This window comes from Mycolicibacterium sp. TUM20985, from assembly GCF_030295745.1.
Taxonomy (GTDB): Bacteria; Actinomycetota; Actinomycetes; order Mycobacteriales; family Mycobacteriaceae; genus Mycobacterium.
Map to the genome: position 1 here is coordinate 4,672,185 of NZ_AP027291.1, position 24,387 is coordinate 4,696,571.

Genomic DNA, 24,387 nt, shown 5'->3' on the forward strand with positions numbered 1-24,387 from the left:
CCCCGTCTTCGCGGACGTCGACACCGGTGTCGACGATGCGATGGCACTGGCCTATCTGCTGGGTAGCGCCGACGCCGATATCGTCGGCATCGCGTCCACGGCGGGCAACGTCCCCGTCGACCAGGTCTGCGTCAACAACCTCGGGTTACTCGCCCTTTGTGGAGTGAGCGACATCCCGGTGTCGCGGGGTGCGGAGCGGCCGTTGGCGACACCCTTGCGCACTGCGGAGGACACCCACGGCCCGGAAGGCCTCGGCTACGCGCGGCTGCCCGACGGGGTCGGACGTCTCACTGAGTACGACGCGGCGACGGCCTGGGTTCGGGCGGCACGGGATCATCCCGGCGAACTGGTCGGCCTGGTCACCGGACCGCTGACCAACCTGGCGCTGGCCATGCGCATCGAACCGAGCCTGCCGAGGCTCTTGCGACGGCTGGTCATCATGGGCGGCGCCTTCGACTACCGCGGCAACACCACCCCCGTCGCGGAATGGGACATCAGCGTCGATCCCGAGGCGGGCTCGGAGGTCTTCACCGTGTGGAGCGCGGCGTGGGGACTCGACGTACCGACGCACATTCCAATCGTGTTGGGGCTCAACCTGACCGAGCACATCGCCATGACTCCCGCCATCCTCAGCCGACTGTCGGCAGCCGCCGGGTCGGCCACCACCCCGATGAGCGTTCTCGATGACCGCGGTACGAGATCGGCGGCGTCCAATCCGCTGATCCGCGTGCTCGAGGATGCGATGCGCTTCTACTTCGAGTTCCACTTCGACCAAGGCGAGGGCTATCTCGCCCATCTGCACGATCCGCTCGCCGCCGCCGTGGCCCTTGACCCGGAACTGGTCGCATATCGACGGGCGACGATCGACGTCGAGCTGACCGGCACCCTCACCCGCGGAATGACGGTGGCCGACTGGCGGGGCCACTGGGGCCGACATGCCAACGCACTCATCGGCATCGAGGTCGACGCCGAGGCGTTCTTCAACCGGTTCATCTCGCGAGTGGGTCCCTTCGCCGCCTCGCTCGGCTGAGGGCTCGTCTGCACTTCCGTCAAATCGGGCGTTTCGACGCGTAGCGGGTGGGCATACCGCTCGATGCGCCTTCGGTAATCGACGACGTCAAGCCACGGCCAAGGGATGGAACCATGAACCTCACCCGGACGAAGAGCGTAGAACAGTCGATTGCCGACACCGAGGAGTCCGAACATCAGCTGCGCAAGGAGCTGGGTCCGGTGCAGCTCGTCGTCTTCGGCGTTGGCGTCATCCTGGGCACCGGCATCTTCGTCCTAACGGGTGAAGCAGCCGGCGAGAAGGCCGGGCCCGCGATCGCCCTGTCCTTCGTGTTCTCCGGTATCGCCTGCGCCTTGGCTGCGCTCTGCTACGCGGAGTTCGCCAGCACCGTGCCGGTGGCGGGGTCGGCGTACACGTTCTCCTACGCCAGCCTGGGTGAGCTGACCGCGTGGATCATCGGCTGGGATCTGATTCTGGAACTGGCGTTGGGGGCCAGCACCGTGGCCGTGGGGTGGTCGGGTTACTTCGTCGATCTCGTGTCGGGCGCCGGAATCGAGATCCCGGGCTGGGCCTACGGCGAGGGGCACAATCTGATCGCCGCCGCCGTCGTGCTGATCATCACCGCGGTACTTTGCTTTGGAATCAAGGTCTCCTCGCAGGTGAACGCGGTGTTCGTCGTCATCAAGGTCGCCATCGTCCTGCTGGTCATTATCGCGGGCATGTTCTTCATCAAGATGAGCAACTACTCGCCGTTCATCCCACCGTCGGGTTCGCCGGCCGCCTCGGGCGGTGAGGCCACTCCGTCGCTGCTGCAGGACCTGGGCATGTCACCCGGCGCGTTCGGCATCAGCGGCATCTTCACCGGCGCGGCCCTGGTGTTCTTCGCCTACATCGGCTTCGACATCGTCGCGACCGCGGCGGAGGAGACCAAGAACCCGCAGCGCGACATGCCGATCGGCATCTTCGGCTCGCTGGGCATTTGCACCGTGCTCTACGTCGCGGTGTCGCTGGTGGTGACCGGGATGGTGAAGTACACCGACATCAAGGTCGACGCTCCCCTGGCGGAAGCCTTCCGTTCGGTCGGACACCCCGCCTACGCGACGGTGATCTCGATCGGTGCCATCGTCGGCCTGACGACGGTCATCCTGGTGCTGATGCTGGGCCAGAGTCGGGTGTTCTTCGCGATGAGCCGAGATCGACTGCTGCCTCCGGCCTTCGCGAAGGTCAACCCCCGCTTCGGCACGCCTATCCGCACCACGATCGTGACCGGCGTAGTCGTCGCCTTGGTCTCGACGTTCGTCCCCTTGACCGCACTGGCCGAACTGGTGAACATCGGCACACTGTTCGCCTTCGTCCTGGTGGCCATCGGCGTGCTGGTGCTGCGCCGCACCCGGCCCGATCTGAAGCGGGCCTTCCGCTGCCCCTGGGTTCCGGTGGTGCCCGTGCTCGCGGTGCTCGCGGCGGTGTACCTGATGCTGAACCTGCCCGCCGCCACCTGGCTTCGGTTCTTGATGTGGATGGCTCTGGGCGTCGTGGTCTACTTCGTCCATGGCCGCCGCAGCAGCCGGCTCGCGACCGACCCGGAGTACGCCCGCAGCTCCGCGGCCGACGGTGACAACCAGCCTGCGCGTTCAGCCGATCATTCGTAGACCCCCTCGAGGAACCACTGCCGCTGCCGATAGCACAGCAGCATCGCCCGATCGGTGACGTCACCTCGACCACCCGGCACCTCGATCAGCACCTGCACCCGCGCCGTTCGCCCCGACCCCTTACCCGATGTCCCAGGGTCCCACCACCTCTCGTCGACGGGCCACGGCCCGGCCCACCATCTCAACCTGCCCGACCTACCGTCTCCGGTGAGACGCACCGGGTCGGCGGAGAACATCCCCCGGCCCGTCACCCGCACGGGGTTGCCATCGGAGTCGAGCAGTTCGACCGGATCGTCGAGCAGCACGGTCGGTGCCGGTTCGGGGAGCTGCCCGGGCCACGGCTGACCGGGGTCGGCCCGTGGCACCGGTTCGTCACCCAACGGTGTGAGGGTGATGCGTTCGGCGGGCCCACGGCCGCCGCTGAGCACCGGCACCCGAACCGAGTCCGGCCCAAGCAGTCCCTGAACCCGCACCAGGGCCCGACGGGCTCGCAGTCGGTCGTCATCACCGGAGGAACCCCAGAGCGGCAGCTGCAACGCCGACGCCGAGACCACCTCCACCGGATGCAGGCGCAAGGTGGTGATCGGGCCACTGAGTCCGGCGGGCCGGCCCGGACGACGCTGGTTCAGCCACCCGTCGAGCTGCCAGCGCACCCGGTCGGCCGTGGCGTCCTCGGTCAACGGTTCGGCACACCGCCAGACCCGTTGCATCTCCTCACCGTTGGCCGTGATCGCATGGATCGCCAACCGGGTGCAGCCGACCCCCGCCGCCTCCAGGCTGCGATGCAGCTCACCGGCCAGCGACCGCCCGGCGAACGCAGCGGCATCCACTCGATCCACCGGCGGATCGCAGTCCATGACGGCATCGAGGTCCTGGGGCGCATCTAGTCCCGACGGTCCGCGCGTGGGCTCCCCGCGAGCGAACCGGTGAGCGGTGATCGCGTCGGCGCCGAAGCGGGACGCCACGTCGGTGCGCGATAGTGCCGCGAACTGACCTATGCTGCGAATTCCCATGCGCCACAACAGATCAGCCAAGTCATCGCGACCGGGTGCCGCCAGGCTCGGTTCGGTGGCGAGTTGCCGGATCGACAGGCCGGCCAGGAAGGACGCATCCGCACCGGGATCGACGATGCAGCCGGCACGGGCGGCGAACACTGCGGTGGACAACTGATCGGCGATGCCGACCTGGCACTCCGCTCCGGCCGCGGCGACCGCATCGACGAGCCGCTCCGAGGCGGCCTGCTCCGACCCGAAGTAGCGCGCCGCCCCACGCACTGACAACACCAGCAGGCCCGGCCGCAGCACCTCCGCCCGCGGAACGACCTCGTCCACCGCCGCCGTCACGCCTTCGAAGTGACGGGCATCGCGGCCGGGATCTGCGGCGGCGACGTGGATCTGAGGACAGCGAGCCTGAGCCTCCCTGCGGCGCAACCCTCTTCGCACTCCGGCCGAGCGCGCCGACGCCGAACACGCGACGACGCGATTGGCCAGGGTGACCGCTACCGGGTCGGTCGCAGGCAGACCCGCCGCGGCCGCCGCCGCCACCGCGGGCCAGTCCATGCACCAAATGGCCAGCACCCGGCCGGGCATGTCATCCGCCCACTACCCGAGCATGGCCGCCTACCCGACCAGAGGCCCTGGTGGCCAACCGCACCCGGCTGATGCGTCCGCACCCCGGCGTGGGCGCACCGGAACCGCCCCCGGTCACCTCATAACCGCAGACCCTCGACTCCAGTCGAGCCGATGCCCCGTGCCAATCCCCGTCGGTGACCAGGAGGGTGCACCCCTTCTGGCGGGCCCTCGCCGTCACCGCACGCGCCCTGGTCGGTGTCACCGATCGACCGCCAAGGCCGAGCACCACCAGATCCAGCCCGTCCATCAACACCGCGGCCACCTCCACCGGATCGGCACCGGGGTCGGGGATCACCGCGAGCCGGCTGAGGTCGGCACCCATCTCGACGGCGGCGAGCAGCCCCACATCGGGCTGGCCCACGATGGCCGCATGCCCACCTGCCGCCGTCACCGCCGCCACCAGTTGCAAGGGCAGCGACCGGGCTCCCGACAACACCGCGACCGTGCCGCGGGGCAACGACTGGGGCAGGAGGTCGGACAATGATTCCGGTATCGGCAGCAAAGTTTCAGAGGCCGGCAGCGAGGCAGGTGACGGCATGGCTCCGCGTCGCGTCGAACCCGCTGGCCCCGACAACCTCCCACTGACCTCGGCCATCTTGCGCCGCAGGTGTTCTACCTGTTCAGCGCGATTTAGCGAGGGTTGAGCAACACGCATCACCGCTGTCACAACAGCACCTCTCGCATCATCCGACTCTCCCGCACCGATCCCCGTATTCGAAAGTATGTTCGATACGACGAGTAAACACTCACCCTCCGACACGGTCAAGCGGATCAGGGGGTCGAGGCGGTGCAGACCGGAGGGTGGTATACGCCTCCAGAGAAATGCCCGGACGGGCACCCCGGCATACGTTAGAGTTCGGTGGCCGGAACCCGCTTCGGGATGGGACTGGTGCGCGCGTCCAACTAAGGACCGTGCGGAATCGCCTGGCGGTTCGCCGAAGATCATGTGTTGACAATTCGGGGATTGAGTAAGGAACACATCATGAGGTCACATCGTCTGGCTCGCCGTATCGGGGCCTACGCGGGAGGCGCCGCCATCGTCGCGATGGTCGGGCTGACCGCTGCGTGCGGCGGCGGTTCGGAGAAGGCTCCCGAAACGTCGACCACCACGACCACCACCGCACCTTCGGTGACGCCCACCGAGAAGTCGATCAACCCGACGGGCGGCAACCTCTTCACCCCTCCGGTCAAGGCGCCCCCCGCCCCGACCGCCATTCCCGGCGACAACTGACATCACGCGGTCTCGTCAGTTCTCCGCGGGACCGTTTCAGAACGACACCATGCCGTCACCCACTGTGACATCACCACCGGCCAGGCGCATCAGCGTCTGGCCGTGGTTGTTGCCGGTCATCCTGGTCGGTGTTCTGGCGCTCGCCTCGGATCTGCGGACCACACCGAGCGCCGGAACGCCCAACCTCATCGATGGTCCCTTCGCCTCGTTGTTGGCCGCCTCGACCGATCTCGGTCCGGCGCGCGGCGATCACGTCCAGTTGACCGCCATGCTGAACGACCACCGTCGCCCAGATGAGTTGATCGGCTGGGCGGATCGGCACGGTCTGTCCGTGCAATGGCGGGCCAGCGACGGCTGGGCCGTGGTCGAGGGCGCGCCCGACCACGTGGCGGACGCCTTCCGCGTCGAGGTTCACGACTACCGCGGCCAGCGCGGTCAGGAGTTCTACGCCTCACCGCAGCAGCCGGAGGTGCCCCCGCCACTGCGTGACGAGGTCGATCAACTGGGCCGAATCCTCAGTTACACACCGCATCACGAATCGCGCCCGGACATCCTGCCGTTGGACGTGCCCGATCGTGGGCTGACCCCCACCGCGCTCCTCAACACCTACAACGCAGCGGGCTTGGCGCGCACCGGTTTCACCGGCAAGGGCACCACGATCGTCATCTTCGCCTTCAACGGTTTCGGCCAATCCGATCTCGACACGTTCGCCGAGCTGAACGGGCTTCCCAAGTTCACTCCGACCGTCGTCGGCGACGAGCTGCCCGAACCCTATGGCGAGACCACGATGGATCTCGAAGTCGCCCATGCGATTGCACCCGATGCCAGGAAGGTCGTCGTCAACGCCCGTCCGACCGTCGAGGGCGACGGCGCCTTCCAGAAGATCGGCCAGATGATGGAGGACACCGATCGGCGGTTCCCCGGCGCGATCTGGAGCCTGTCGATCGGCTGGGGTTGCGACAAGCTGCTCACCGCAGCGGATTTGGCCCCGGTTCGCTCTGCGCTCGCGACCGCCCACACCCATGGCACCACGGCCTTCAACGCCAGCGGTGATCTCGCCGGGCTGGAGTGCAAGGGTGGTGACGACTGGGACTCCCCACCTGGGCCGGCCGACGTGGGGCTGGATTCCATTGCCTCCCTTCCCGAGATGACCAGTGTCGGTGGCACCACCCTGTCCACCGATTCCCAGGGCAAGTGGTTGGCCGAGCAGGCCTGGTTCGACGTCCCGCTCTCGCAGGGCACCGGCGGCGGGGTGTCGACACTGTTCGAACTGCCGCCATGGCAGGACGTGGCGGTCGAACAGGTTCCCGCTGAACGCAATACGGGCAATAGACTGACCCCCGACATCTCCGCCGTCGCCGACCCGTTCACCGGGGTGAAGATAGTGCTCAACGGCGACAACGTGGTTGGTGGCGGGACCTCGCAATCGGCGCCCATCTGGGCGGGCCTGGCCGCAGTGATGACACAGTTCCTGACCGCCAACGGTGGCGGTCCGATCGGCGACATCAACCCCCTGCTGTACCGCATCGCGGAGGGCGCACCGCTTCCCGCGTTCCGCGACGTCACCCTCGGCGGGAACGCCGTCGACACCGCGGGACCGGGTTATGACCTGGTCAGCGGTCTAGGCACACCGGACGTCGACAACCTCGCCCGCAACCTGCTTACCTTCCAGAGGATCGCGCAATGACTACCCCACCGGAAACGGACGGCCCGACACCGGGAATGGTCGAGTGCCGGGTCTGTCAGACGGAAGTGCCGGAAGGTGAATTCTGCGGCCTCTGCGGCATCCCCCTCAAGGACCACGGCACGTCGGGCCCGTGGTGGCTGCGTCTCAAGGCGTACAGCGCATCACCCGGTGAACACCTGCTGAGACCGAACATCGTCAGCTCGCTCTTCCCTCATCTGTCACCGAGTTCACGCATGCCGTTCCTGCTCGGCCTCGGCGTGATCCTCGTCGCCCTGATCGCCGCCACCTTGTTCCGCCTGCCCGCGGCACTGATCACCGTCGCCGCCCTTGGCCTGCCCCTGCTGTTCCTCATCTATCTGCAGGAGTCCGACGTCTACGACGACGTTCCCACCGGCACGCTGGTGGCGGCGGCCGGACTCGGCATCGGCCTAGGTGTCGGATGGGTGCTCCTGACCGGGGCGGTGGTGGCCCAGGCCTATGACGTAGGGCTGGGCGCGGGCATCGCCGGATCACGAATACTTCGCGACGGCTTGGGCATTCCCATCGCCGGCATGCTGTTGATGCTCACCCCCGCGGTGGTCGTGCGGTTGTTCCGGTCGGGGCAGCGAGAATCCCTGGACGGCTTCGCCATCGGAGCGCTCGGTGCGTTGATGTTCACGGCGGCAGCGCAAATGACACGGCTGGCTCCGCAGTTCGCCGGCGGCATGATCGCCAAGTCCAGACCGATGAGCGGCCTGCTGGTCGAGGCGGGTATCCGCGGCATCGCGGTGCCGCTGACGGCGACCGCGGTGGGTGGCCTCATCGGCACGGCATTGTGGTTCACCAGACCGGCGAACAAGAAGGAACAGCACCGCAATTACGTGCGCCTCGCCCTCACGGTCTTCGCGCTGGTCGTCATGACGATGTACGCGCTGCTGGGATTGATCGACGTGGCGCGGTTCCCACAGCTGCTGCAGTTGACGATCCATCTCGCCGTGGCCGCCGTCGCCGTGCTCGCCCTGCGCGTCGGTCTGCACCTCGCACTGCTGTACGAGGCGCACGACGAGATCCTCTCCGATGAGCCGCTGCTGTGCCCGCACTGCAATCACGTCGTGCCGGACATGGCGTTCTGCGCCGCCTGCGGGGCGGCCACCCGGGCGTCGTCACGGTCGTCGCGCAGTGCTCGGCGGGAAACCCGGCCGGTGCGCGTCGACACGGGGCCCGAGCCGGGGACGGACGCGCCGTGACGACGGTCCTTCCCGGCTACTCGACGCAAGCCGGAACCTACACTGCGCCTTCGCTTCCCACGACCTCGCGCCGACGGCTGCTCGTCGTATGGGTGGCCGCCATCGGCCTCGTCGCCGCCGGCTTGGTCGCGCTGTCCGGCGCCATCGAGAAGCCGGCTGCGAAGTACGTCTGCCCGCCCGACTGCGGGCGGCCGCCGATGGGCCAACCCGTCACCATCAACCCGCGCTTCACCGCTCCCGACGGGACGTTCTCGGTCGCCTACCCCGCCGAGGGATCGGCATACGCCGTCACCTCCAACGACCGCGGCGTCACGGCGGACCTGTTGGTGGGCGACCGCGGCACCATGCGACTGTTCAGCGAGCCGGCCCAGGGACGCACACCCGAACAGATCACCAAACAGCTCGTCAAGAAGACCTTCCCCGACAACAAGATGGCGTACGAGATCCCCAACGCCATGGTCGGGTATCAACCGGGCTACGGGCTGGCCGCCGACTGCTGGCCACAGGGATCCAATGCGAGCTACACCCGGATGCGGGTGGTCGTGATGGTGGCCGTGAAGAACGACCTCGCACTGGTGGCCGGTGCGGTCGGCCCGTACCACGCGTTCGGGCCGGACTTCGGTTCGGGCAAACCATCGGCGGCCAACCTGCAACTCGCCCTGGACATGGGCAAATACGTCAACAGCTTCAGCTGGCGGGGCGACCCGGTGCGCTGACGGCGCCGTTCGATTCGCGTGCGAGCTGACTAGGGTCCACTTGAATGGTGACATTGACAAATGTCACCAATCGCTGCTGTACTCCAGCTGTGACGACCGACCCGATGCCCGTCAGAGGATCGCGACGATCGCGCGGCGCCGCCGCGCTCAGCGGCCTGACCCTGCGACAGATCAGCGCGGTACTGCCACCCGAACGGGCGTGGGGGTTGTGGACGTCGCGACGGATCGTCGCGCGGATCATGGATTCCTTCGGCCCCTCTCTCGCGGGCACCGAGGTCGAGAAGGTCGACGTCCGCGTCCGCGACGGCGGACGGGTCGTCGGCGAATGGGTGCGTGGCGCCGGGGTCGAGCACGCCGGGCAATGCATCTACTTCTTGCACGGCAGTGGATTCGCCCTGTGCTCACCGCGCACTCACCGTCGGCTGACCGCGTGGCTGTCACGGCTCACCGGTCTGCCGGTGTTCTGCGTTGACTACCGACTTGCGCCGCGCTACCGATTCCCCACCGCCGCCGTGGACGTCCGCTCGGGCTGGGACTGGCTGTGCCGCGAGAAGGGTTACGCCCCAGACAGCATCGTCGTGGCGGGCGACTCGGCGGGCGGACATCTCGCCGTCGACCTATTGTTGCAGTCCGACGTCGACCACCCGGCCGGACTGGCGCTGTTCTCCCCCTTGATCGACCTGACGTTCGGGCTGGCACGCGTCCGCGAGGAGTTGCGCCGCGACCCCGCGATCCGCGCCACCGACGCTGCCAGACTGGTCGGATTATATTGTGCAGGAACCGATCTCACGCACCCCAGGCTCACCCTCGACGTCGCAGGCGGCCGCCGGCTGCCGCCGACACTCATCCAGGCCGGCGGCGGCGAGATGCTCGTCGGCGATGCCAGGAGGCTGGCCGCCGACGTCACGACGGCCGGCGGGGACTGCGAGCTGCAGGTCTGGCCCGACCAGGTGCACGTCTTCCAGGCGTTGCCGCGACTCGCACCCGATGCCGTGCCCGCCATGCGGCGGGTGGCCGCATTCATCGCGGAGTCGTTGCAGACCAAAGAAATTCGGCGGGCGGGATGAGCCTGTTGGGATCATCACCCAAGCGCAGTCACGGCGCGGCCGCGGTCATCACCGGCGCGGGCAGCGGCATCGGCGCGGCCTTCGCCACTGAACTGGCCGGTCGCGGCGGCCGGGTCGTGTGCAGCGACGTCGACGAGGTGTCCTCGCGCGCCACCGCCGATGCCATCGTGGCCGCCGGCGGTCAGGCCACCTCGGTCCGTTGCGACGTCTCCCAGATCGACGACGTACGACAGCTGGCCAAGGAAGCGCAGACCTGGCTCGACGGTCCGCCCACGTTGATGATCAACAACGCGGGCGTCGGTGCCGGCGGCGCACCCATCGGGGAGATCGAGCTCGACGACTGGAGCTGGGTCCTCGGCATCAACCTGTGGGGGCCGATCAACGGCTGCCAGGTGTTCACGCCGATCATGCGCAACGCGGGCCGGCCGGGCGGGATCATCAACGTCGCGTCGGCCGCCGCCTTCGGGGCCGCGCCGGGGATGGCGGCCTACAACGTCAGCAAGGCGGGGGTGCTCTCGCTGTCCGAGACGCTAGCCGCCGAACTATCCGGTACCGGCATCAACGTGACCGTGCTGTGTCCCACCTTCGTCAAGACCAACATCGTTGAGGCGGGCCGCATCTCGGCGAGATCGACACAGTTGGCCGACCGGCTGATGCGCTGGACCGGATTCTCCCCGGAGCGGGTCGCCCGCACCTGCCTGGACACCAACGACCGAGGCGGCCTGTACTGCATGCCGCAGCCCGACGCCAGAATTGGCTGGGCTGTCAAACGTTTGACCCCGACGGTCTACACCCGTGCCGCCGGCCTGACCAATCGCGTCACCCAGTAGGAGGTAGCCGTGGCCACCACACGAGGCATCGACATGGACGTCATGCTCGCGAAGATCAAGGACCGCCAGTGGGCACTGGCCGACATCGACTGGGATGCACCCGGTGCCGAGACGATCAGCGATGAGTTCCGGCCCAAGCTCAAGGCGTTCATGGCCGATCTCTGCTGGATTGAGAACGTGGGCGCCAGGGGCTTCGCCGCGCTGGCCAAGAAGGCGCCGACGCCGACACTCGCCGAGATCTACCGCTACTTCCACGCCGAGGAACAGCGCCACGCCAATGCCGAACTGGCGCTGATGAAGCGGTGGGGAATGCTCTCCGACGGCGAGATGCCGGAACCGAACATCAACATCCGGCTGGCCATCCAATGGCTGGACAAGTACTCCGACGACATGTCCCTGTCGATTCTGGGCACCGTCATCCCCATGCTGGAGGTTGCCCTCGACGGTGCGCTGCTCAAGTTCCTGCTCGAAGAGGTCCACGACCCCGTCTGCCATCAGGTCTTCGAGAAGATCAACAACGACGAATCACGCCACATCGCCGTCGACTTCGACGTCCTCAACATGATCGGGAACGCGACCCCGCGCCGGTTGGCCATTCAGTTCATCGGCAACGTCGCGTCACCGGGAGTCATCATCGGCGCCCTGATGTATGCGCCGCTGCTCAACCGGATGCGCAACAACATCGTCGGGATGGGGCTCGAGCCAGAACGGCTCTACAACGCGATGAAGCGTTTCAAGCAGCTGGGCGAGCGCGCCGAGTTCACCCGCCGGGTGCCGACGTATCAGCTCCTGAAGTTCCACTCCAAGATGGTGATCAACCCCAACCATCCGTACCACCTCCTGGCCAACACGATGGTCCGGCTGTCCGACCGCTACCCCGACGCGCTCCTGAGCCCCATCCCCACCTGGTTCAAGGAACTCACCCACGAACCGGCGGCCTGACGTGCACGTCTACGACACCCTGATCGTCGGCACCGGCTTCACCGGCATCGGCGCGGCCATCAAGCTGACCCAGGCCGGGGTCGAGGACATCGTCATCGTCGAACGCGACGACCGCGTGGGCGGCACCTGGCGTGATGCCACGTATCCCGGTGCGGCATGCGACATTCCGTCACTGCTGTACTCGTTCTCCTTCGTCGCCAACCCCACCTGGTCGCGCGCCTACTCCCCCGCCGCGGAGATCCACCAGCACATCGAGGACATGGTCGACCGCTTCGACCTGCGGCGCCGCATCCGGTTCGGCGTCGAGGTCGACGGTCTGGCCTTCGACGAGGCCGAGGGGGTCTGGAACGTTTCCACCAGCGGCCGCGAGCGGTACCGCGCACGCACCATCGTGTTGGCGTCGGGACCGCTGCCCGATCACGTGTTCCCCGACATTCGCGGGATCGACACCTACGAGGGTCACAAGATCCACAGTGCCCGCTGGGATCACGGCTACGACTTCGCCGGCAAGCGGGTCGCCGTGATCGGCACCGGTGCCAGCGCCGTGCAGATCGTGCCCAAGCTGGTCGAAGAGGCTGCGTTCGTCAAGGTCTTCCAGCGCACGCCAGGTTGGGTGATACCGCGGCTCGACGTGGCCACCCCCGGTCGGGCACAGGAACTATTCGCGAAAGTGCCTGCAGCGCAGCGGCTAGCCCGTCAGGCGCTGTTCTGGGGACACGAGGCAAGCGCGACGGCCCTGGTGTGGAACTCACCGCTGAGCAACGTCGTCGCCCGGGTCGGCAAGGCGCATCTGAAGCGACAGGTGAAGGATCCCTGGTTGCGCAGGCAGCTGACGCCGGACTTCACGCCGGGCTGCAAGCGGCTGCTGGTGTCCAGTGACTACTACCCGGCGCTGCAGCGCGACAATTGCAAGCTGATCGACTGGCCCATCGCGACGATGAGCCCCGTCGGCATCCGCACCAGCGACGGTGTCGAGCACCATCTCGATGCCATCGTGTTCGCCACCGGATACGACGTCCACCTGACCGGTCCCCCGTATTCGGTCACCGGGCTCGGCGGCAGATCACTCGCCGACGAATGGACCGGCGGCGCACAGGCTTACAAGAGCATCAACGCCAGCGGGTACCCCAACCTGTTCTTCATGACGGGACCCAACTCGGGACCGGGTCACAACTCGCTGCTGGTGTTCGTGGAGGGCCAGATCGACTACGCCGTGTCCGGCATCACGACGATCCTGCGCAGCGACCTCCGCTACCTCGACGTCCGAGCCGAGGTGCAAGGGCGCCATAACGAGCAGCTGCAGAAGCGGCTGACCAAGACCACGTGGATGAGCGGCTGCAACAGTTGGTACCTCACCGCCGACGGTTTCAATGCCTCGATGTACCCGGGCTTCGCGACACAGTATCTTCGACAGATGCGCGACTTCCGGTTCGGAGACTATGACGCCGTGGCCCGCCACGCGCCCGCAGTCGCCGGTATGACGTCGTCGGCCTGACGTGCCGCCCGCCAAGCAGCCGCGGCAACAGGCAGGCGCGATATCGACGATCCTGAACGGGCTCCGTCGCGCGCCGAGGCAGATCCGGCGGGGTTCACGCGACGTCATCGAGAACGCGGTGTCCCAGCTCTTCGACGCTGCCGTCCAACCCCATGGCGTGGAAGCCTCCGGCGAATACCGGATCGAGGAGCTCGCGCGACTGGCCGGCACCACCATCCGCAACATCCGCGTCTACCGGGACCGCGGCTTGCTGCATCCACCGCTACGGGTCGGCCGCATCGCGCTGTTCAACGACACGCACCTGACCCGGCTGCGGCTGATCACGTCGATGCTGGACCGTGGCTACAACATCGCTCACGTCCACGAAATGCTCAGCGCGTGGGAACAGGGCAAGAACCTTGGCGACATGCTTGGGCTGGAATCGGCGATCGCGGGCAGTTGGGCCACGGAGAAACCGGACCGGATGTCGGTCGCGGACGCCAAGCAACTCATCGACGACGACGCCGGTTTCGAACGGCTGGTCGGCCTCGGCGTGGTCACCGTCGACGGTGACGAGGCGACGATCGTGCGGCCCAAGCTCATCGAGGCGTTCAACGAGATCCGGCAGTACGGCGTCAGCCTCGACAAGCTCATCGACCTCCACGAGCAGACCGCACCACTCATCGACGAGATCAGCGGCATCCTGGTGCGCGCGGGCGTCGACCACGTCCTCACCCGGATCCAGCCCGGCGCCGCCCTGCCGCCAGACACCGAGGTCGCCGAGCTGATCACCATGCTGGTGCGGTTTCGCACGCAAGCCGTGGCGGCGGTATCGGCCACGCTGGCGTTCTCGATCGAGTCGACCATCGAGTCGGTGGTCAGTCAGATCCTCGGCGAGTTCATCGAGAAGGCGGCCGAAGACCAAGCCTGACCTCGCGAGCAGACGCAAAGGGCCCTCGTGCGGCCCAAATCAGGGCCCTTTACGTCTGCTCACGGGGAAGGGGGAGCGGGGAGGGGGTCATTCCCACTCGATGGTTCCGGGCGGCTTGCTGGTCACGTCGAGCACCACCCGGTTCACCTCGGACACCTCGTTGGTGATCCGGGTCGAGATCCGCTCGAGCACCTCGTAGGGCACCCGGGTCCAGTCCGCGGTCATCGCATCCTCGCTGGATACCGGCCGCAGGACGATCGGGTGACCGTAGGTGCGACCGTCGCCCTGGACGCCCACCGAACGGACGTCGGCGAGCAGCACGACGGGGCACTGCCAGATCTGGTTGTCCAGACCCGCGCTGGTGAGTTCCTCACGCGCGATGGAGTCAGCGCGCCGCAGCGTGTCCAGCCGCGCCGCGGTAACCTCGCCGACGATGCGGATGCCGAGGCCCGGACCCGGGAAGGGTTGGCGCCCAACGATTTCCTCGGGCAACCCCAATTCGCGGCCGACCGCGCGGACCTCGTCCTTGAAGAGCAGGCGTAACGGCTCGACCAGCTTGAACTTCAGGTCGTCGGGCAGCCCACCGACGTTGTGATGGCTCTTGATGTTCGCCGCGCCCGTGCCCCCGCCGGACTCGACGACGTCGGGGTAGAGGGTGCCCTGCACCAGGAAGTCCACGTCGGACCCGTGCTCACCGGCCACCTCGCGCACCGCGCCCTCGAACGCGCGGATGAACTCGCGCCCGATGATCTTGCGCTTTCCCTCGGGGTTGGTGACCCCCGAAAGGGCTTGCAGGAAACGCTCTTCGGCGTCGACGGTGACCAGTTTGGCGCCGGTGGCCGCAACGAAGTCGCGCTGCACCTGGCCGCGCTCCCCGGCCCGCAGCAGCCCGTGGTCGACGAAGACGCATGTCAACCGGTCGCCGATGGCGCGTTGCACCAACGCGGCAGCGACCGCGGAGTCGACCCCGCCCGACAGCCCGCAGAGGGCCCGTCCGTCACCGATCTGCGCGCGCACCTGTTCGATCAGCGCGTCGGCGATGTTGGCCGGCGTCCAGGTGGCGCCAATCCCGGCGAACTCGTGCAGGAACCGGCTGAGCACCTGCTGGCCGTGCGGTGAGTGCAGGACCTCGGGGTGGTACTGAACGCCCGCGAGCCTGCGGTCACGATTCTCGAAGGCCGCCACCGGAGCACCGGCACTGGTCGCGACGACCGAGAAACCCTCGGGGGCCGCGGTCACCGCGTCGCCGTGGCTCATCCACACCGGTTGATTCGCGGGCAGATCCGAATGCAGTTCGCCGCCATCGACTTTCAGGTCCGTCCGGCCGTACTCGCTGGTGCCGGTGTGCGCGACGGTACCGCCGAGCGCCTGCGCCATCGCCTGGAATCCGTAGCAGATGCCGAACACGGGCACGTCGAGGTCGAAGAGCGCCGGATCGAGTTGCGGTGCCCCCTCGGCGTACACGCTGGCCGGACCGCCGGACAACACGATGGCCGCCGGGTCCTTGGCCTTGATCTCATCGACCGTCGCGGTGTGCGGGATGACCTCCGAGTAAACCCGCGCCTCCCGGACGCGACGGGCGATGAGCTGCGCGTACTGCGCGCCGAAGTCGACGACCAACACGGGCCGGGGTGATGCCGTTTCCACTGCTGCAGTCTAGTGGCGGACGCCGCCGGACCTGCCCTCCGGCCTCAGCCGATCGAGCGGACCGGTTCGATCGGGAGCCGGCGCAGTGCCGCGGGCGCGTCGGCCGGCACCACGGGGTGCTGAGGCGGAATCGGCGCCAGCCGCTGGTACGGCTGCCCCTGAGCGGGCCGCTGGTCCACCTCACCCTTGTTGGGCCACAGCGATGCGGCCCGCTCGGCCTGCGCCGTGATGCTCAGCGACGGGTTGACGCCCATGTTCGCCGAGATCGCGGCCCCGTCCACCACCGACAGGGTCGGATAGTGGTGGACGCGGTGGTACGGGTCGATGACGCCGTGCTCCGCCGTATCGCCGATCGTCGCGCCGCCGAGGAAGTGGGCGGTCAGTGGGATGTTGAACAGCTCACCCCAGGTGCCGCCCGCGACGCCGTCGATCTTCTTGGCGATCCGGCGAGTGACCTCATTGCCCGCCGGGATCCACGTCGGATTGGGTTCGCCGTGGCCCTGCTTGCTGACCAGTCGACGGAACCCCAGCTTGCTCTTCTTGGTGTACGTGGTGATCGAGTTGTCGAGGTGCTGCATCACCAGCGCGATCATCGTGCGCTCACTCCACCGCCGCGGGTTGAGCAGTCGCATCGTGCCCCTGGGGTCGGACTGCGCGGACTGGACGAGCTGCTTCCAGCGCGGCACGCCGGTCCCGTCGGGCAGCACCCCGTCGGTCATGAGGGTCTGCAGCAGCCCCATGGCGTTGGACCCCTTGCCGTAGCGGCACGGTTCGATGTGGGTGTCTGCGGTGGGATGGATCGAGGACGTGATCGCCACGCCGTGGGTCAGGTCGAGATCGTCGCGCACCCGCAGCCGACCGGCCCCGACGATCGACTCGGAGTTGGTCCGGGTGAGCACGCCGAGCTGGTTCGACAGCTGCGGCAGCCGGCCGGTGTCGCGCATCTTGAACAGCAGTTGCTGCGTACCCCATGTGCCCGCCGCCACGATCACGTGCGACGCGGTGAACGTCCGCTTCTTCTTGCGCAGCCAGCGCCCGGTGCGGGCCGTGTGCACATCCCAGCCGCCACCGGGCCGCGGCTCGAAACTGGTCACCGTCGTCATCGGAATGACGTCTGCGCCAGCGGTTTCCGCCAGGCCCAGGTAGTTCTTCAGCAGGGTGTTCTTGGCGCCGTAGCGGCAGCCGGTCATGCAGGATCCGCATTCGATGCAACCGGTCCGCGCAGGTCCGACGCCTCCGAAGTACGGGTCGGGCACGGTCTTGCCGGGCGTCTTCTGGCCGTCCGGACCAAAGAACACGCCGACCGGCGTGGGCACGAAGGTGTCGCCGACGCCCATGTCGTCGGCCACCTCCTTGAGGATGCGGTCGGCGTCGGTGAACGTCGGGTTGGTGACGACGCCGAGCATCCGGGTGGCCTGGTCGTAGTGCGGCATCAACTCGGCGCGCCAGTCCGTGATGTGCGACCACTGCTTGTCGGCGAAGAACGGCTCCGGCGGCACGTACAGGGTGTTCGCGTAGTTCAGCGAGCCACCACCGACGCCGGCACCGGCCAGGATCATGCAGTTGCGCAGCAGATGGATGCGCTGGATGCCGTACATGCCGAGCCGCGGCATCCAGAGGAACTTGCGGAGGTTCCACGACGTCTTCGCCATGTCCTCGTCCTCGAACCGGCGGCCGGCCTCCAGCACACCGACGCGGTAGCCCTTCTCGGTGAGCCGCAGTGCGCTGACGCTGCCGCCGAAACCGGAGCCGATGATCAGGACGTCGTAGTCGGGATCCATGTGGACATTATGAACTTACCGACGGGTAACGTGCTAGACAGTCGACCCTAACTTGTAAAGTGCATGGCCTTGAGCAGCACCTTTGCGACGGCTCAGCGGCCGACGGTCAGGCCGACTTTCTGAAATTCCTTGAGGTCGCAGTAGCCGGCCTTGGCCATCGAGCGGCGCAGCCCTCCGACGAGGTTCAGCGAACCGAACGGATCGTCGGACGGTCCATTGAGCACCTGATCCAGCGCCGGGCGCTCACCGAGCGCCACCTGCAGCAGAGCACCGCGCGGCAGCGACGGGTGCGCGGCCGCCGACGGCCAGAACCAACCGTCGCCGAGCGCCTCGGCCGCCGAGGCCAGCGGCGTTCCCAACACGACGGCGTCGGCACCGCAGGCGATGGCCTTGGCGAGCTCACCGGAAGTGTGGATGTCACCGTCGGCCAGCACGTGGACGTAGCGGCCGCCCGTCTCGTCGAGGTACTCACGGCGCGCGGCCGCCGCGTCGGCGATCGCGGTGGCCATCGGCACGCTGATGCCGAGCACCTCGTCGCTGGTGGTGACCCCGGCGGTGGAGCCGTACCCGACGATCACACCCGCCGCTCCGGTTCGCATCAGGTGCAGGGCCGTGCGGTGGTCGAGCACGCCGCCCGCCACCACCGGCACGTCGAGTTCGGAGATGAACGTCTTGAGGTTCAGCGGCTCGCCGGAGCCGTCGCGGTCCTGGGCGACGCGCTCCGCGGAGATGATGGTGCCCTGGATGACGAGGAGGTCGAGCCCGGCAGCCACCAGCGCAGGCGTGAGAGCCTGCGCGTTTTGAGGGCTGACCCGCACCGCGGTGGTGACACCCGCGTCTCGGATGCGAGCGACCGCGCTGCCCAACAGATCTGGATTCAGCGGCTCCGCGTGGAACTGCTGCAGCAGCCGGATCGCAGCCGATGGATCGGACTCCTTGGCAGCCGCCTCGACCACTTGGGCGATCTTCGACTCGACGTCGGCGTGTCTGCCTATCAGGCCCTCGCCGTTGAGCACCCCGAGGCCGCCGAGGCGACCCAACTCGATCGCGAACTCCACCGACACCAGGGCATCGGTGGGGTGCGCGACCACCGGAACCTCGAAGCGGTAGGCGTCGAGCTGCCATGCCGTCGAGACGTCCTGTGATGACCGGGTGCGCCGCGACGGAACGATGTTGATGTCACGGAGTTCGTAGGTGCGGCGGGCGGTTCTGCCCATGCCGATCTCGACCATGTCACGCATGTTTTGTCGCGTCCCTAGCGTGCGTAGTAGTTGGGGGCTTCAGTCGTCATCGTGATGTCGTGCGGGTGGCTCTCCTTGAGACCCGCCGCGGTGATTTGCACGAACTGCGCCTGCTGAAGATGCTCGATGGTGGGCGAACCGGTGTACCCCATCGCTGCCCGCAGACCTCCGGTCAGCTGGTGGATCACGGTCGACAGCGGCCCGCGGAACGGTACCCGGCCCTCGATGCCCTCGGGCACCAGCTTGTCCTCGCTCAGCACGTCGTCCTGGAAGTAGCGGTCCTTGGAGTAGCTCTTCTTCTCACCGCGACCCTGCATGGCGCCCAGCGATCCCATCCCGCGATAACTCTTGAACTGCTTGCCGTTGACGAAGATCAGGTCACCCGGTGCCTCGGCGGTGCCTGCAAGGAGCGAGCCGAGCATCGCGGTCGACGCACCCGCCGCCAACGCCTTGGCGATATCGCCCGAATACTGCAGACCACCGTCGGCGATGACGGGCACGCCGTGGGGTGCGCACGCGGCGACGGCCTCGAGGATCGCGGTGATCTGCGGTGCACCCACTCCGGCGACGACCCGCGTCGTGCAGATGGATCCTGGGCCGACGCCCACCTTGACCGCGTCGGCGCCGGCCTCCACCAGTGCGGCGGCCGCAGCACGGGTAGCGACGTTGCCGCCGACCACCTCGACGCGATTGCCGGCCATCGTCTTGACCCAGTGCACCATGTCGAGGACGCCACGGTTGTGGGCGTGCGCGGTGTCCACGATCACGACGTCGACGCCGGCGTCGACCAACGTCATGGCCCGCTCCCTGGCGTCGCCACCGACACCGACCGCGGCGCCGACCAGCAGGCGGCCGTCACTGTCCTTGGTGGCCAACGGGAACTGTTCGGTCTTGACGAAGTCCTTGACCGTGATGAGCCCGGTCAGCTTGCCGTGACCGTCGACGATCGGCAGCTTCTCGATCTTGTGCCGCCGCAGCAGGCCCAGCGCCGCGTCGGCCGTCACACCCGCCTGGGCAGTGATCAACGGGGCCTTGGTCATCACCTCCGAGACGGGCTTGTTCATGTCGACCTCGAAGCGCATGTCCCGGTTGGTGATGATGCCGACCAGCGACCCGGTGACGTCGACCACGGGCAGTCCCGAGATGCGGAACCGCGCACACAAGGCGTCGACCTCGGCCAGTGTGTTGTCGGGCGAGCACGTCACGGGGTCGGTGACCATCCCGGCTTCGGACCGCTTGACCGTCTCGACCTGGCCGGCCTGCTCGGCCACCGGCAGGTTGCGGTGCAGCACGCCCATCCCGCCGGCCCTCGCCATCGCAATGGCCATCCGCGATTCGGTGACGGTGTCCATCGCCGAGCTGACGAGCGGCACCCGCAGCCGGATCCGCTTGGTGAGCTGGCTGGACGTGTTCGCATTCGCGGGCACCACGTCGGAGGCCGCGGGGAGCAGTAGGACGTCGTCGAAGGTGAGTCCGAGCATCGCGATCTTGGTGGGATCGTCTCCGCCGGTGGGCACCGGAACGGCGAGGGGCAGGCTGCTTTCAGCGATCGACATTTGTGTGGCCTCCAGGTGGCGCAGAACTACGGGACCATCCTATCGGGATCGGGCGCGACGCTTGGCTCCACGCGCCATTGGCAACGTGGTTGGAACACGCGACATGCCTTGACGCAGCGTGCGGATCGCTGGCGCGACACCCGCGGTCCTGAGTAGTGTGGAGCCGTGCGTGACCATCTGCCACCGGGTTTGCCGCCCGACCCCTTCGCCGATGATCCGAGCGACCCTACGGCGGCTCTGGACGCACTCGAGCCTGGGCAGCCGTTGGACCCACAGGAACGCATCGCCGTCGAGGCCGATCTCGCCGATCTGGCCGTTTACGAAGCACTGTTGGGGCACAAGGGAATCCGCGGTCTAGTGGTCTGCTGCGACGAATGCCAGCAGGACCACTATCACGACTGGGACATGTTGCGGGCCAACCTCCTGCAGCTGCTGGTGGACGGGACCGTTCGGCCCCACGAGCCGGCCTACGACCCCGAGCCCGACGCCTATGTCACCTGGGACTATTGCCGCGGCTACGCCGATGCGTCCCTCAACGAGGCGACGACCGAATCAGACGGTTATCGCTGAGGGCGTAGACGTCCCCTTCGCTGGCACCTCTAGCCGGTCCTGTCACACCCGTTTGCCATCGAGCCCTCGCGGGGGCCTTGGCCTAGTTCGCGGGCCAGCCGAGGGCGCGAGCCGACGTTGCTGACTGCCCCGCCGAAGCCGGTGTCTACGACGGCGGCAACACCGTGGTGGTGACCGCCGGTTCGCCGACGGGCCGCTCGACCGGTGGCGTCGTAGTCGCCGGACGTGTTGGTTCCACGGGTGCGACCGCAGGCGGCGCCGGCGACGGCGGCGGAGAGGTCACCGTCGTCGAGGTCGCCCGAACGACGGGAGGCGCGGCCGACGTCGGCGGCGGCGGCGCAATGGCGGCCGGCGCCTGCGTGATGGTCGTCCCGGCGGTGATGGTCGTCGTGGTCGTCGTGGTCGTTGGGGTCGGCGGCACGGCGGTGCTCGTCGGCGGTGGCGGTGGCGGTGCCGCGGGTACTGCCGTGGTGGGAGCCGGTGACGTCGACGCGGCGGGGGTCGAGGACGGCGAAGACACGGAGGTCGGGCCCGCAGTCGTCGACGCCGACGCCGACGTGGGTGTGGTCGACCCGTCGGACGGCGGTACCTCCGACGGCGCCGACGAGTCGGTCGTCGAACTCACCGAAGCGTCCGACGACGACGTGGACGTCGACGATGACGCCGTCGCTTCGACGACGGGCACCGGCAGCCAGGTCAATGGCGACGACGGCAGGACGGGCAACGGCTCCCCCTGCGGCAGGGTCGCCGCGGGATCTTGCTCGACCACCTTGTAGGTCAACGCATTCCACTGCTCGACGAGCTGCTGCTTCTGCTCGACCTGTCCGACGTCCTGCACCGTGGTGCTGACGGCGACGAGCTTGTCCTGCGCTTCCTGCCACTGGCCGTCGTCGATCAGCTGCTGCACCTGCGCCAGTTGCGCCGACGCCAGCTCGACCTGGTCGTCGCGGGTTACCTGACTCTGCCCGAACAACGCCGTCCGCATGCCGTACAACGTGTCACCCGGACCGGCGCCGTACACCGCCGTGCCGAACCCGCCGATGCACAGCATGGCGGCGGCCACGGAGCCGACGACCGCGAACGACCGTCGTGGCCCTCGGTTCCTGGCCATGCCACTCTGCAGGGCCGCCACGGCGTCGCGTGTGGTCACCGGTGCCGTGATGGCTGCGTCCCGAACGTCGTCGCGCCATCCGGACAGCAGGAAGGCCAGTTCGGCCTCTTCGCGGTCAGTCGAATACACCGACTGCTTGGTGGCGAGAGATTCGAAGAACTTGTCGGCCCGGTTGATCTCGTTGAGCGACGGGTCTCCACCATTGGACGTCCAACGACCGAAGTCAGGCATCTGCGCGCCCCGTTCCGCTCAGCTCGCCCTTGAGACGCGCCAGAGCGCGATGCTGCGCCACCCGTACGGCGCCCGCAGTGCTTCCGACGGCCTCGGCGGTCTCCTCGGCACTCATGCCGACGACCACCCGCAGGATCAGGATCTCGCGCTGCTTCTCCGGAAGGATCGCGAGCAGCTTGTTCATGCGCTCGGCCGCTTCGGTGTCGATCGCCATCTGCTCCGGGCCTGCCTCGAGTGAGGGACGGTCCGGGAGCGTGTCGGTCGCGTCGGCGCGGTTGCGCCCCTGAGCGCGATGAGCGTCAGCAACCTTGTGTGCGGCGATGCCATAGACGAAGGCCAGGAACGGTCGTCCCTGATCCTTGTAGCGCGGCAGCGCCGTGATGGCGGCCAAGCACACCTCCTGAGCCACGTCGTCTGCTGAGAGACCACTGCGTTCCGCTGACCCGACCCTCGCCCGGCAATACCGGAAGACGATCGGCCGGATGGTCTCCAGCACTTCCCGGAGTGCATCTCGATCGCCGTTCACCGCTCTGGCAACGACACCATCGAGACTGTCTCCCGAAATTGTCATCGTGGGCAGTATCTCCAGCGTTACGGATGGGGCACGAGGCACCTCTCAGCGGGTGTGTCAGCTAGAGACTAGTGATCGGGAGGTAAGTCGCTGTTTCACCGCGCCGTCCACGTCCCGCCCCGATGCCGGATGACCTCGGCGAACCCGTCGCGACGTGCGGCGATCTCCGCGGGGCCGCACTCCGCGCTACCGATGTCGGCGAGGAGTGAGGCCGAAGCCCAGCTCAGGGGAATCAATCCCAGCCGTTCGGCGTCTCGCAGGGCCGCGTCGGCGACTCGCCTGGACGCGTCGACGTCGCCGGCACTGCACAGGGCAGCCGAGAGCACGACCTGCGACTTGGTGCGGTGGCGCGCCGATCCCGACCGCTGTGCCGAGTCGACCGCGCTCTCGGCATGACCGACGGCCGCGGTGCCCTCGCCGGTGAACATCGCCAGTTCCGCGTGCACCCAGGACAGTCGCACCGCGAGCCGGGCGGGGGCGTCGAGGGCCACGAGGCCTTCCGCGCGTAGCAACAACCGCTGGGACAGGGCGAACCGGCCCAGACCGAGCGCATCGGCGGCCAGACCGATCAGTGCGTCGGCACCGGCGGCGAGGTTGGAGTCCGCGGCGACCCACGCCAGGCCGTCCCACGCCCTGGCCTCGCGGTGCCCGCCGAGCTGACGCAGGAACGACGCCCTGGTGCTGTGTGCGAGCGACGCCAAGGCGCGGTGGGGTCGAGTCCGCCCGAGCGATTCCAGGTCGGCCGCCGCGCTGCCGTAACGGCCCTGGCCGCCCGCGGCCACGGCTCGGAGCCACAGTTCGGCGGCCGTGCCCGCGGCGGGCAACGGCCATCGACCGGGGTCCTCCCCGAACGCGGCCTCGTCGAGTGAGCTCATCCGCGGCGAGGCTATCAACGCGCGCGGTCCGGCGAACCAGGGGAAGCTCGAACGGGCTGCCGCGTCCGCCGAACAGGCGCGGACCGCGACTTTCGTTAACAGTTCATGGTCGCCGTGTTACGACCGTGTCAACTGTCGCTCGGCCCCACCACGCGACGGATGGCCGGCGCAAGCGCGCGAGCAGGACAAACGCGAATCGAAATCGGGCGGTTGGCGTTTCGTGATCACTCTTCTCGTTGCGCCCGCGTCGCAAGGATGAACGTGATGTTAAATCTCGGCCTGCCGTTATGCGGTTGAGCACATGCGCAAGGTATTGACCCGTGTTCACTAGCCCTTCTAGTTTGTGTGCACGAGTAGTCATCGGCGACACGTGCTCGGATCAGCTACACGACTCACGCTTTCGTTCGTTCG

Annotated in this window: 21 protein-coding genes; 12 read left to right on the forward strand and 9 right to left on the reverse strand. The window is 67.8% G+C overall.

The window, feature by feature from the left end; genetic code table 11:
* Nucleotides 1-40: 40 nt before the first annotated feature.
* Together QUE68_RS22880 and QUE68_RS22885 are read left to right on the forward strand one after the other, a co-directional pair.
* A complete protein-coding gene (locus QUE68_RS22880; protein ID WP_286275916.1) occupies nucleotides 41-1,030 on the forward strand; it encodes a nucleoside hydrolase in 990 nt (329 codons plus the stop codon).
* Nucleotides 1,031-1,143: 113 nt separating this feature from the next.
* Entirely contained in the window at nucleotides 1,144-2,658 is a 1,515-nt protein-coding gene (locus QUE68_RS22885) for an amino acid permease (protein ID WP_286274519.1), read from the forward strand.
* On the opposite strand, the gene QUE68_RS22890 is transcribed toward QUE68_RS22885, so the two are convergent.
* Both QUE68_RS22890 and QUE68_RS22895 read right to left on the reverse strand, forming a co-directional pair.
* Nucleotides 2,649-4,247, reverse strand: coding sequence for a DNA polymerase Y family protein (locus QUE68_RS22890; protein WP_286274520.1), 1,599 nt, complete (start codon nucleotides 4,245-4,247; stop codon nucleotides 2,649-2,651). The genes QUE68_RS22885 and QUE68_RS22890 overlap by 10 nt on opposite strands.
* A gap of 1 nt (nucleotide 4,248) precedes the next feature.
* Complete coding sequence (locus QUE68_RS22895; RefSeq protein WP_454786483.1) at nucleotides 4,249-4,956, reverse strand: hypothetical protein; 708 nt, start codon at nucleotides 4,954-4,956, stop codon at nucleotides 4,249-4,251.
* A gap of 315 nt (nucleotides 4,957-5,271) precedes the next feature.
* On the opposite strand from QUE68_RS22895, the gene QUE68_RS22900 reads away from it, so the two are divergent.
* The 9 genes from QUE68_RS22900 (at nucleotide 5,272) to QUE68_RS22935 (ending at nucleotide 14,393) form a co-directional block, all read left to right on the forward strand.
* Nucleotides 5,272-5,520, forward strand: coding sequence for a hypothetical protein (locus tag QUE68_RS22900; RefSeq protein WP_284228567.1), 249 nt, complete (start codon nucleotides 5,272-5,274; stop codon nucleotides 5,518-5,520).
* Between the two features lie 49 nt (nucleotides 5,521-5,569).
* Nucleotides 5,570-7,207, forward strand: a complete 1,638-nt coding sequence (locus QUE68_RS22905; RefSeq protein ID WP_284235153.1) for a S53 family peptidase — start codon at nucleotides 5,570-5,572, stop codon at nucleotides 7,205-7,207.
* Nucleotides 7,204-8,433 carry a zinc ribbon domain-containing protein gene (locus QUE68_RS29565; protein WP_349816902.1) on the forward strand — a complete coding sequence of 410 codons (1,230 nt, stop codon included), beginning with the start codon at nucleotides 7,204-7,206 and terminating at the stop codon, nucleotides 8,431-8,433. Before QUE68_RS22905 ends, QUE68_RS29565 begins: the two co-directional genes overlap by 4 nt.
* Nucleotides 8,430-9,149 (forward strand): hypothetical protein, encoded by a 720-nt coding sequence (locus QUE68_RS29570; RefSeq protein WP_349816901.1) that lies wholly within the window; start codon nucleotides 8,430-8,432, stop codon nucleotides 9,147-9,149. The genes QUE68_RS29565 and QUE68_RS29570 overlap by 4 nt, the downstream gene beginning before the upstream one ends.
* A gap of 104 nt (nucleotides 9,150-9,253) precedes the next feature.
* Entirely contained in the window at nucleotides 9,254-10,216 is a 963-nt protein-coding gene (locus QUE68_RS22915; RefSeq protein ID WP_284231255.1) for an alpha/beta hydrolase, read from the forward strand.
* A complete protein-coding gene (locus QUE68_RS22920; RefSeq protein WP_284228568.1) occupies nucleotides 10,213-11,046 on the forward strand; it encodes an SDR family NAD(P)-dependent oxidoreductase in 834 nt (277 codons plus the stop codon). The genes QUE68_RS22915 and QUE68_RS22920 overlap by 4 nt, the downstream gene beginning before the upstream one ends.
* A 33-nt stretch (nucleotides 11,047-11,079) precedes the next feature.
* On the forward strand, nucleotides 11,080-11,988 hold the full coding sequence (locus QUE68_RS22925) for a ferritin-like domain-containing protein (RefSeq protein ID WP_284231258.1): 909 nt from the start codon (nucleotides 11,080-11,082) through the stop codon (nucleotides 11,986-11,988).
* Between the two features lies 1 nt (nucleotide 11,989).
* Nucleotides 11,990-13,483 carry a flavin-containing monooxygenase gene (locus tag QUE68_RS22930; protein ID WP_284228569.1) on the forward strand — a complete coding sequence of 498 codons (1,494 nt, stop codon included), beginning with the start codon at nucleotides 11,990-11,992 and terminating at the stop codon, nucleotides 13,481-13,483.
* Nucleotide 13,484: 1 nt separating this feature from the next.
* Nucleotides 13,485-14,393, forward strand: coding sequence for a MerR family transcriptional regulator (locus QUE68_RS22935; protein ID WP_454786299.1), 909 nt, complete (start codon nucleotides 13,485-13,487; stop codon nucleotides 14,391-14,393).
* Between the two features lie 87 nt (nucleotides 14,394-14,480).
* Here the strand turns inward: QUE68_RS22935 and guaA are convergent, their stop codons facing one another.
* The 4 genes from guaA to guaB form a co-directional block, all read right to left on the reverse strand.
* On the reverse strand, nucleotides 14,481-16,040 hold the full coding sequence (gene guaA, locus QUE68_RS22940; protein ID WP_284228570.1) for a glutamine-hydrolyzing GMP synthase: 1,560 nt from the start codon (nucleotides 16,038-16,040) through the stop codon (nucleotides 14,481-14,483).
* Nucleotides 16,041-16,084: 44 nt separating this feature from the next.
* Nucleotides 16,085-17,821: a GMC family oxidoreductase gene (locus QUE68_RS22945; RefSeq protein WP_284228571.1), complete on the reverse strand. Its 1,737-nt coding sequence runs from the start codon at nucleotides 17,819-17,821 to the stop codon at nucleotides 16,085-16,087.
* A gap of 92 nt (nucleotides 17,822-17,913) precedes the next feature.
* Nucleotides 17,914-19,062 (reverse strand): GuaB3 family IMP dehydrogenase-related protein, encoded by a 1,149-nt coding sequence (locus QUE68_RS22950; protein WP_284235149.1) that lies wholly within the window; start codon nucleotides 19,060-19,062, stop codon nucleotides 17,914-17,916.
* Between the two features lie 14 nt (nucleotides 19,063-19,076).
* Nucleotides 19,077-20,618 (reverse strand): IMP dehydrogenase, encoded by a 1,542-nt coding sequence (guaB, locus tag QUE68_RS22955; protein WP_286274521.1) that lies wholly within the window; start codon nucleotides 20,616-20,618, stop codon nucleotides 19,077-19,079.
* Nucleotides 20,619-20,783: 165 nt separating this feature from the next.
* Between guaB and QUE68_RS22960 the strand changes: the two genes are divergently transcribed.
* Nucleotides 20,784-21,188 (forward strand): DUF5319 domain-containing protein, encoded by a 405-nt coding sequence (locus QUE68_RS22960; RefSeq protein ID WP_284228574.1) that lies wholly within the window; start codon nucleotides 20,784-20,786, stop codon nucleotides 21,186-21,188.
* Between the two features lie 145 nt (nucleotides 21,189-21,333).
* Here QUE68_RS22960 and QUE68_RS22965 read toward each other — a convergent pair whose 3' ends face one another.
* The 3 genes from QUE68_RS22965 to QUE68_RS22975 form a co-directional block, all read right to left on the reverse strand.
* A complete protein-coding gene (locus QUE68_RS22965) occupies nucleotides 21,334-22,530 on the reverse strand; it encodes an anti-sigma-D factor RsdA (protein ID WP_286274522.1) in 1,197 nt (398 codons plus the stop codon).
* Complete coding sequence (locus QUE68_RS22970; RefSeq protein ID WP_284228576.1) at nucleotides 22,523-23,101, reverse strand: sigma-70 family RNA polymerase sigma factor; 579 nt, start codon at nucleotides 23,099-23,101, stop codon at nucleotides 22,523-22,525. Before QUE68_RS22970 ends, QUE68_RS22965 begins: the two co-directional genes overlap by 8 nt.
* Before the next feature lie 95 nt (nucleotides 23,102-23,196).
* Entirely contained in the window at nucleotides 23,197-23,976 is a 780-nt protein-coding gene (locus QUE68_RS22975) for a hypothetical protein (RefSeq protein ID WP_286274523.1), read from the reverse strand.
* Between the last annotated feature and the right edge of the window lie 411 nt (nucleotides 23,977-24,387).

Bases quoted from the DNA above. Each gene is read 5' to 3' on its own strand.
- QUE68_RS22900 (WP_284228567.1), top strand. From the start codon at position 5,272: ATGAGGTCACATCGTCTGGCTCGCCGTATCGGGGCCTACGCGGGAGGC.
- guaB (WP_286274521.1), bottom strand. From the start codon at position 20,618: ATGTCGATCGCTGAAAGCAGCCTGCCCCTCGCCGTTCCGGTGCCCACC.
- QUE68_RS22905 (WP_284235153.1), top strand. From the start codon at position 5,570: ATGCCGTCACCCACTGTGACATCACCACCGGCCAGGCGCATCAGCGTC.
- QUE68_RS22920 (WP_284228568.1), top strand. From the start codon at position 10,213: ATGAGCCTGTTGGGATCATCACCCAAGCGCAGTCACGGCGCGGCCGCG.
- QUE68_RS22880 (WP_286275916.1), top strand. From the start codon at position 41: ATGGCACTGGCCTATCTGCTGGGTAGCGCCGACGCCGATATCGTCGGC.
- QUE68_RS22925 (WP_284231258.1), top strand. From the start codon at position 11,080: ATGGACGTCATGCTCGCGAAGATCAAGGACCGCCAGTGGGCACTGGCC.
- QUE68_RS22885 (WP_286274519.1), top strand. From the start codon at position 1,144: ATGAACCTCACCCGGACGAAGAGCGTAGAACAGTCGATTGCCGACACC.
- QUE68_RS29565 (WP_349816902.1), top strand. From the start codon at position 7,204: ATGACTACCCCACCGGAAACGGACGGCCCGACACCGGGAATGGTCGAG.
- QUE68_RS22970 (WP_284228576.1), bottom strand. From the start codon at position 23,101: ATGACAATTTCGGGAGACAGTCTCGATGGTGTCGTTGCCAGAGCGGTG.
- QUE68_RS22890 (WP_286274520.1), bottom strand. From the start codon at position 4,247: ATGCCCGGCCGGGTGCTGGCCATTTGGTGCATGGACTGGCCCGCGGTG.
- QUE68_RS22975 (WP_286274523.1), bottom strand. From the start codon at position 23,976: ATGAGCTCACTCGACGAGGCCGCGTTCGGGGAGGACCCCGGTCGATGG.
- QUE68_RS22965 (WP_286274522.1), bottom strand. From the start codon at position 22,530: ATGCCTGACTTCGGTCGTTGGACGTCCAATGGTGGAGACCCGTCGCTC.
- QUE68_RS22915 (WP_284231255.1), top strand. From the start codon at position 9,254: ATGCCCGTCAGAGGATCGCGACGATCGCGCGGCGCCGCCGCGCTCAGC.
- QUE68_RS22945 (WP_284228571.1), bottom strand. From the start codon at position 17,821: ATGGATCCCGACTACGACGTCCTGATCATCGGCTCCGGTTTCGGCGGC.
- QUE68_RS22950 (WP_284235149.1), bottom strand. From the start codon at position 19,062: ATGCGTGACATGGTCGAGATCGGCATGGGCAGAACCGCCCGCCGCACC.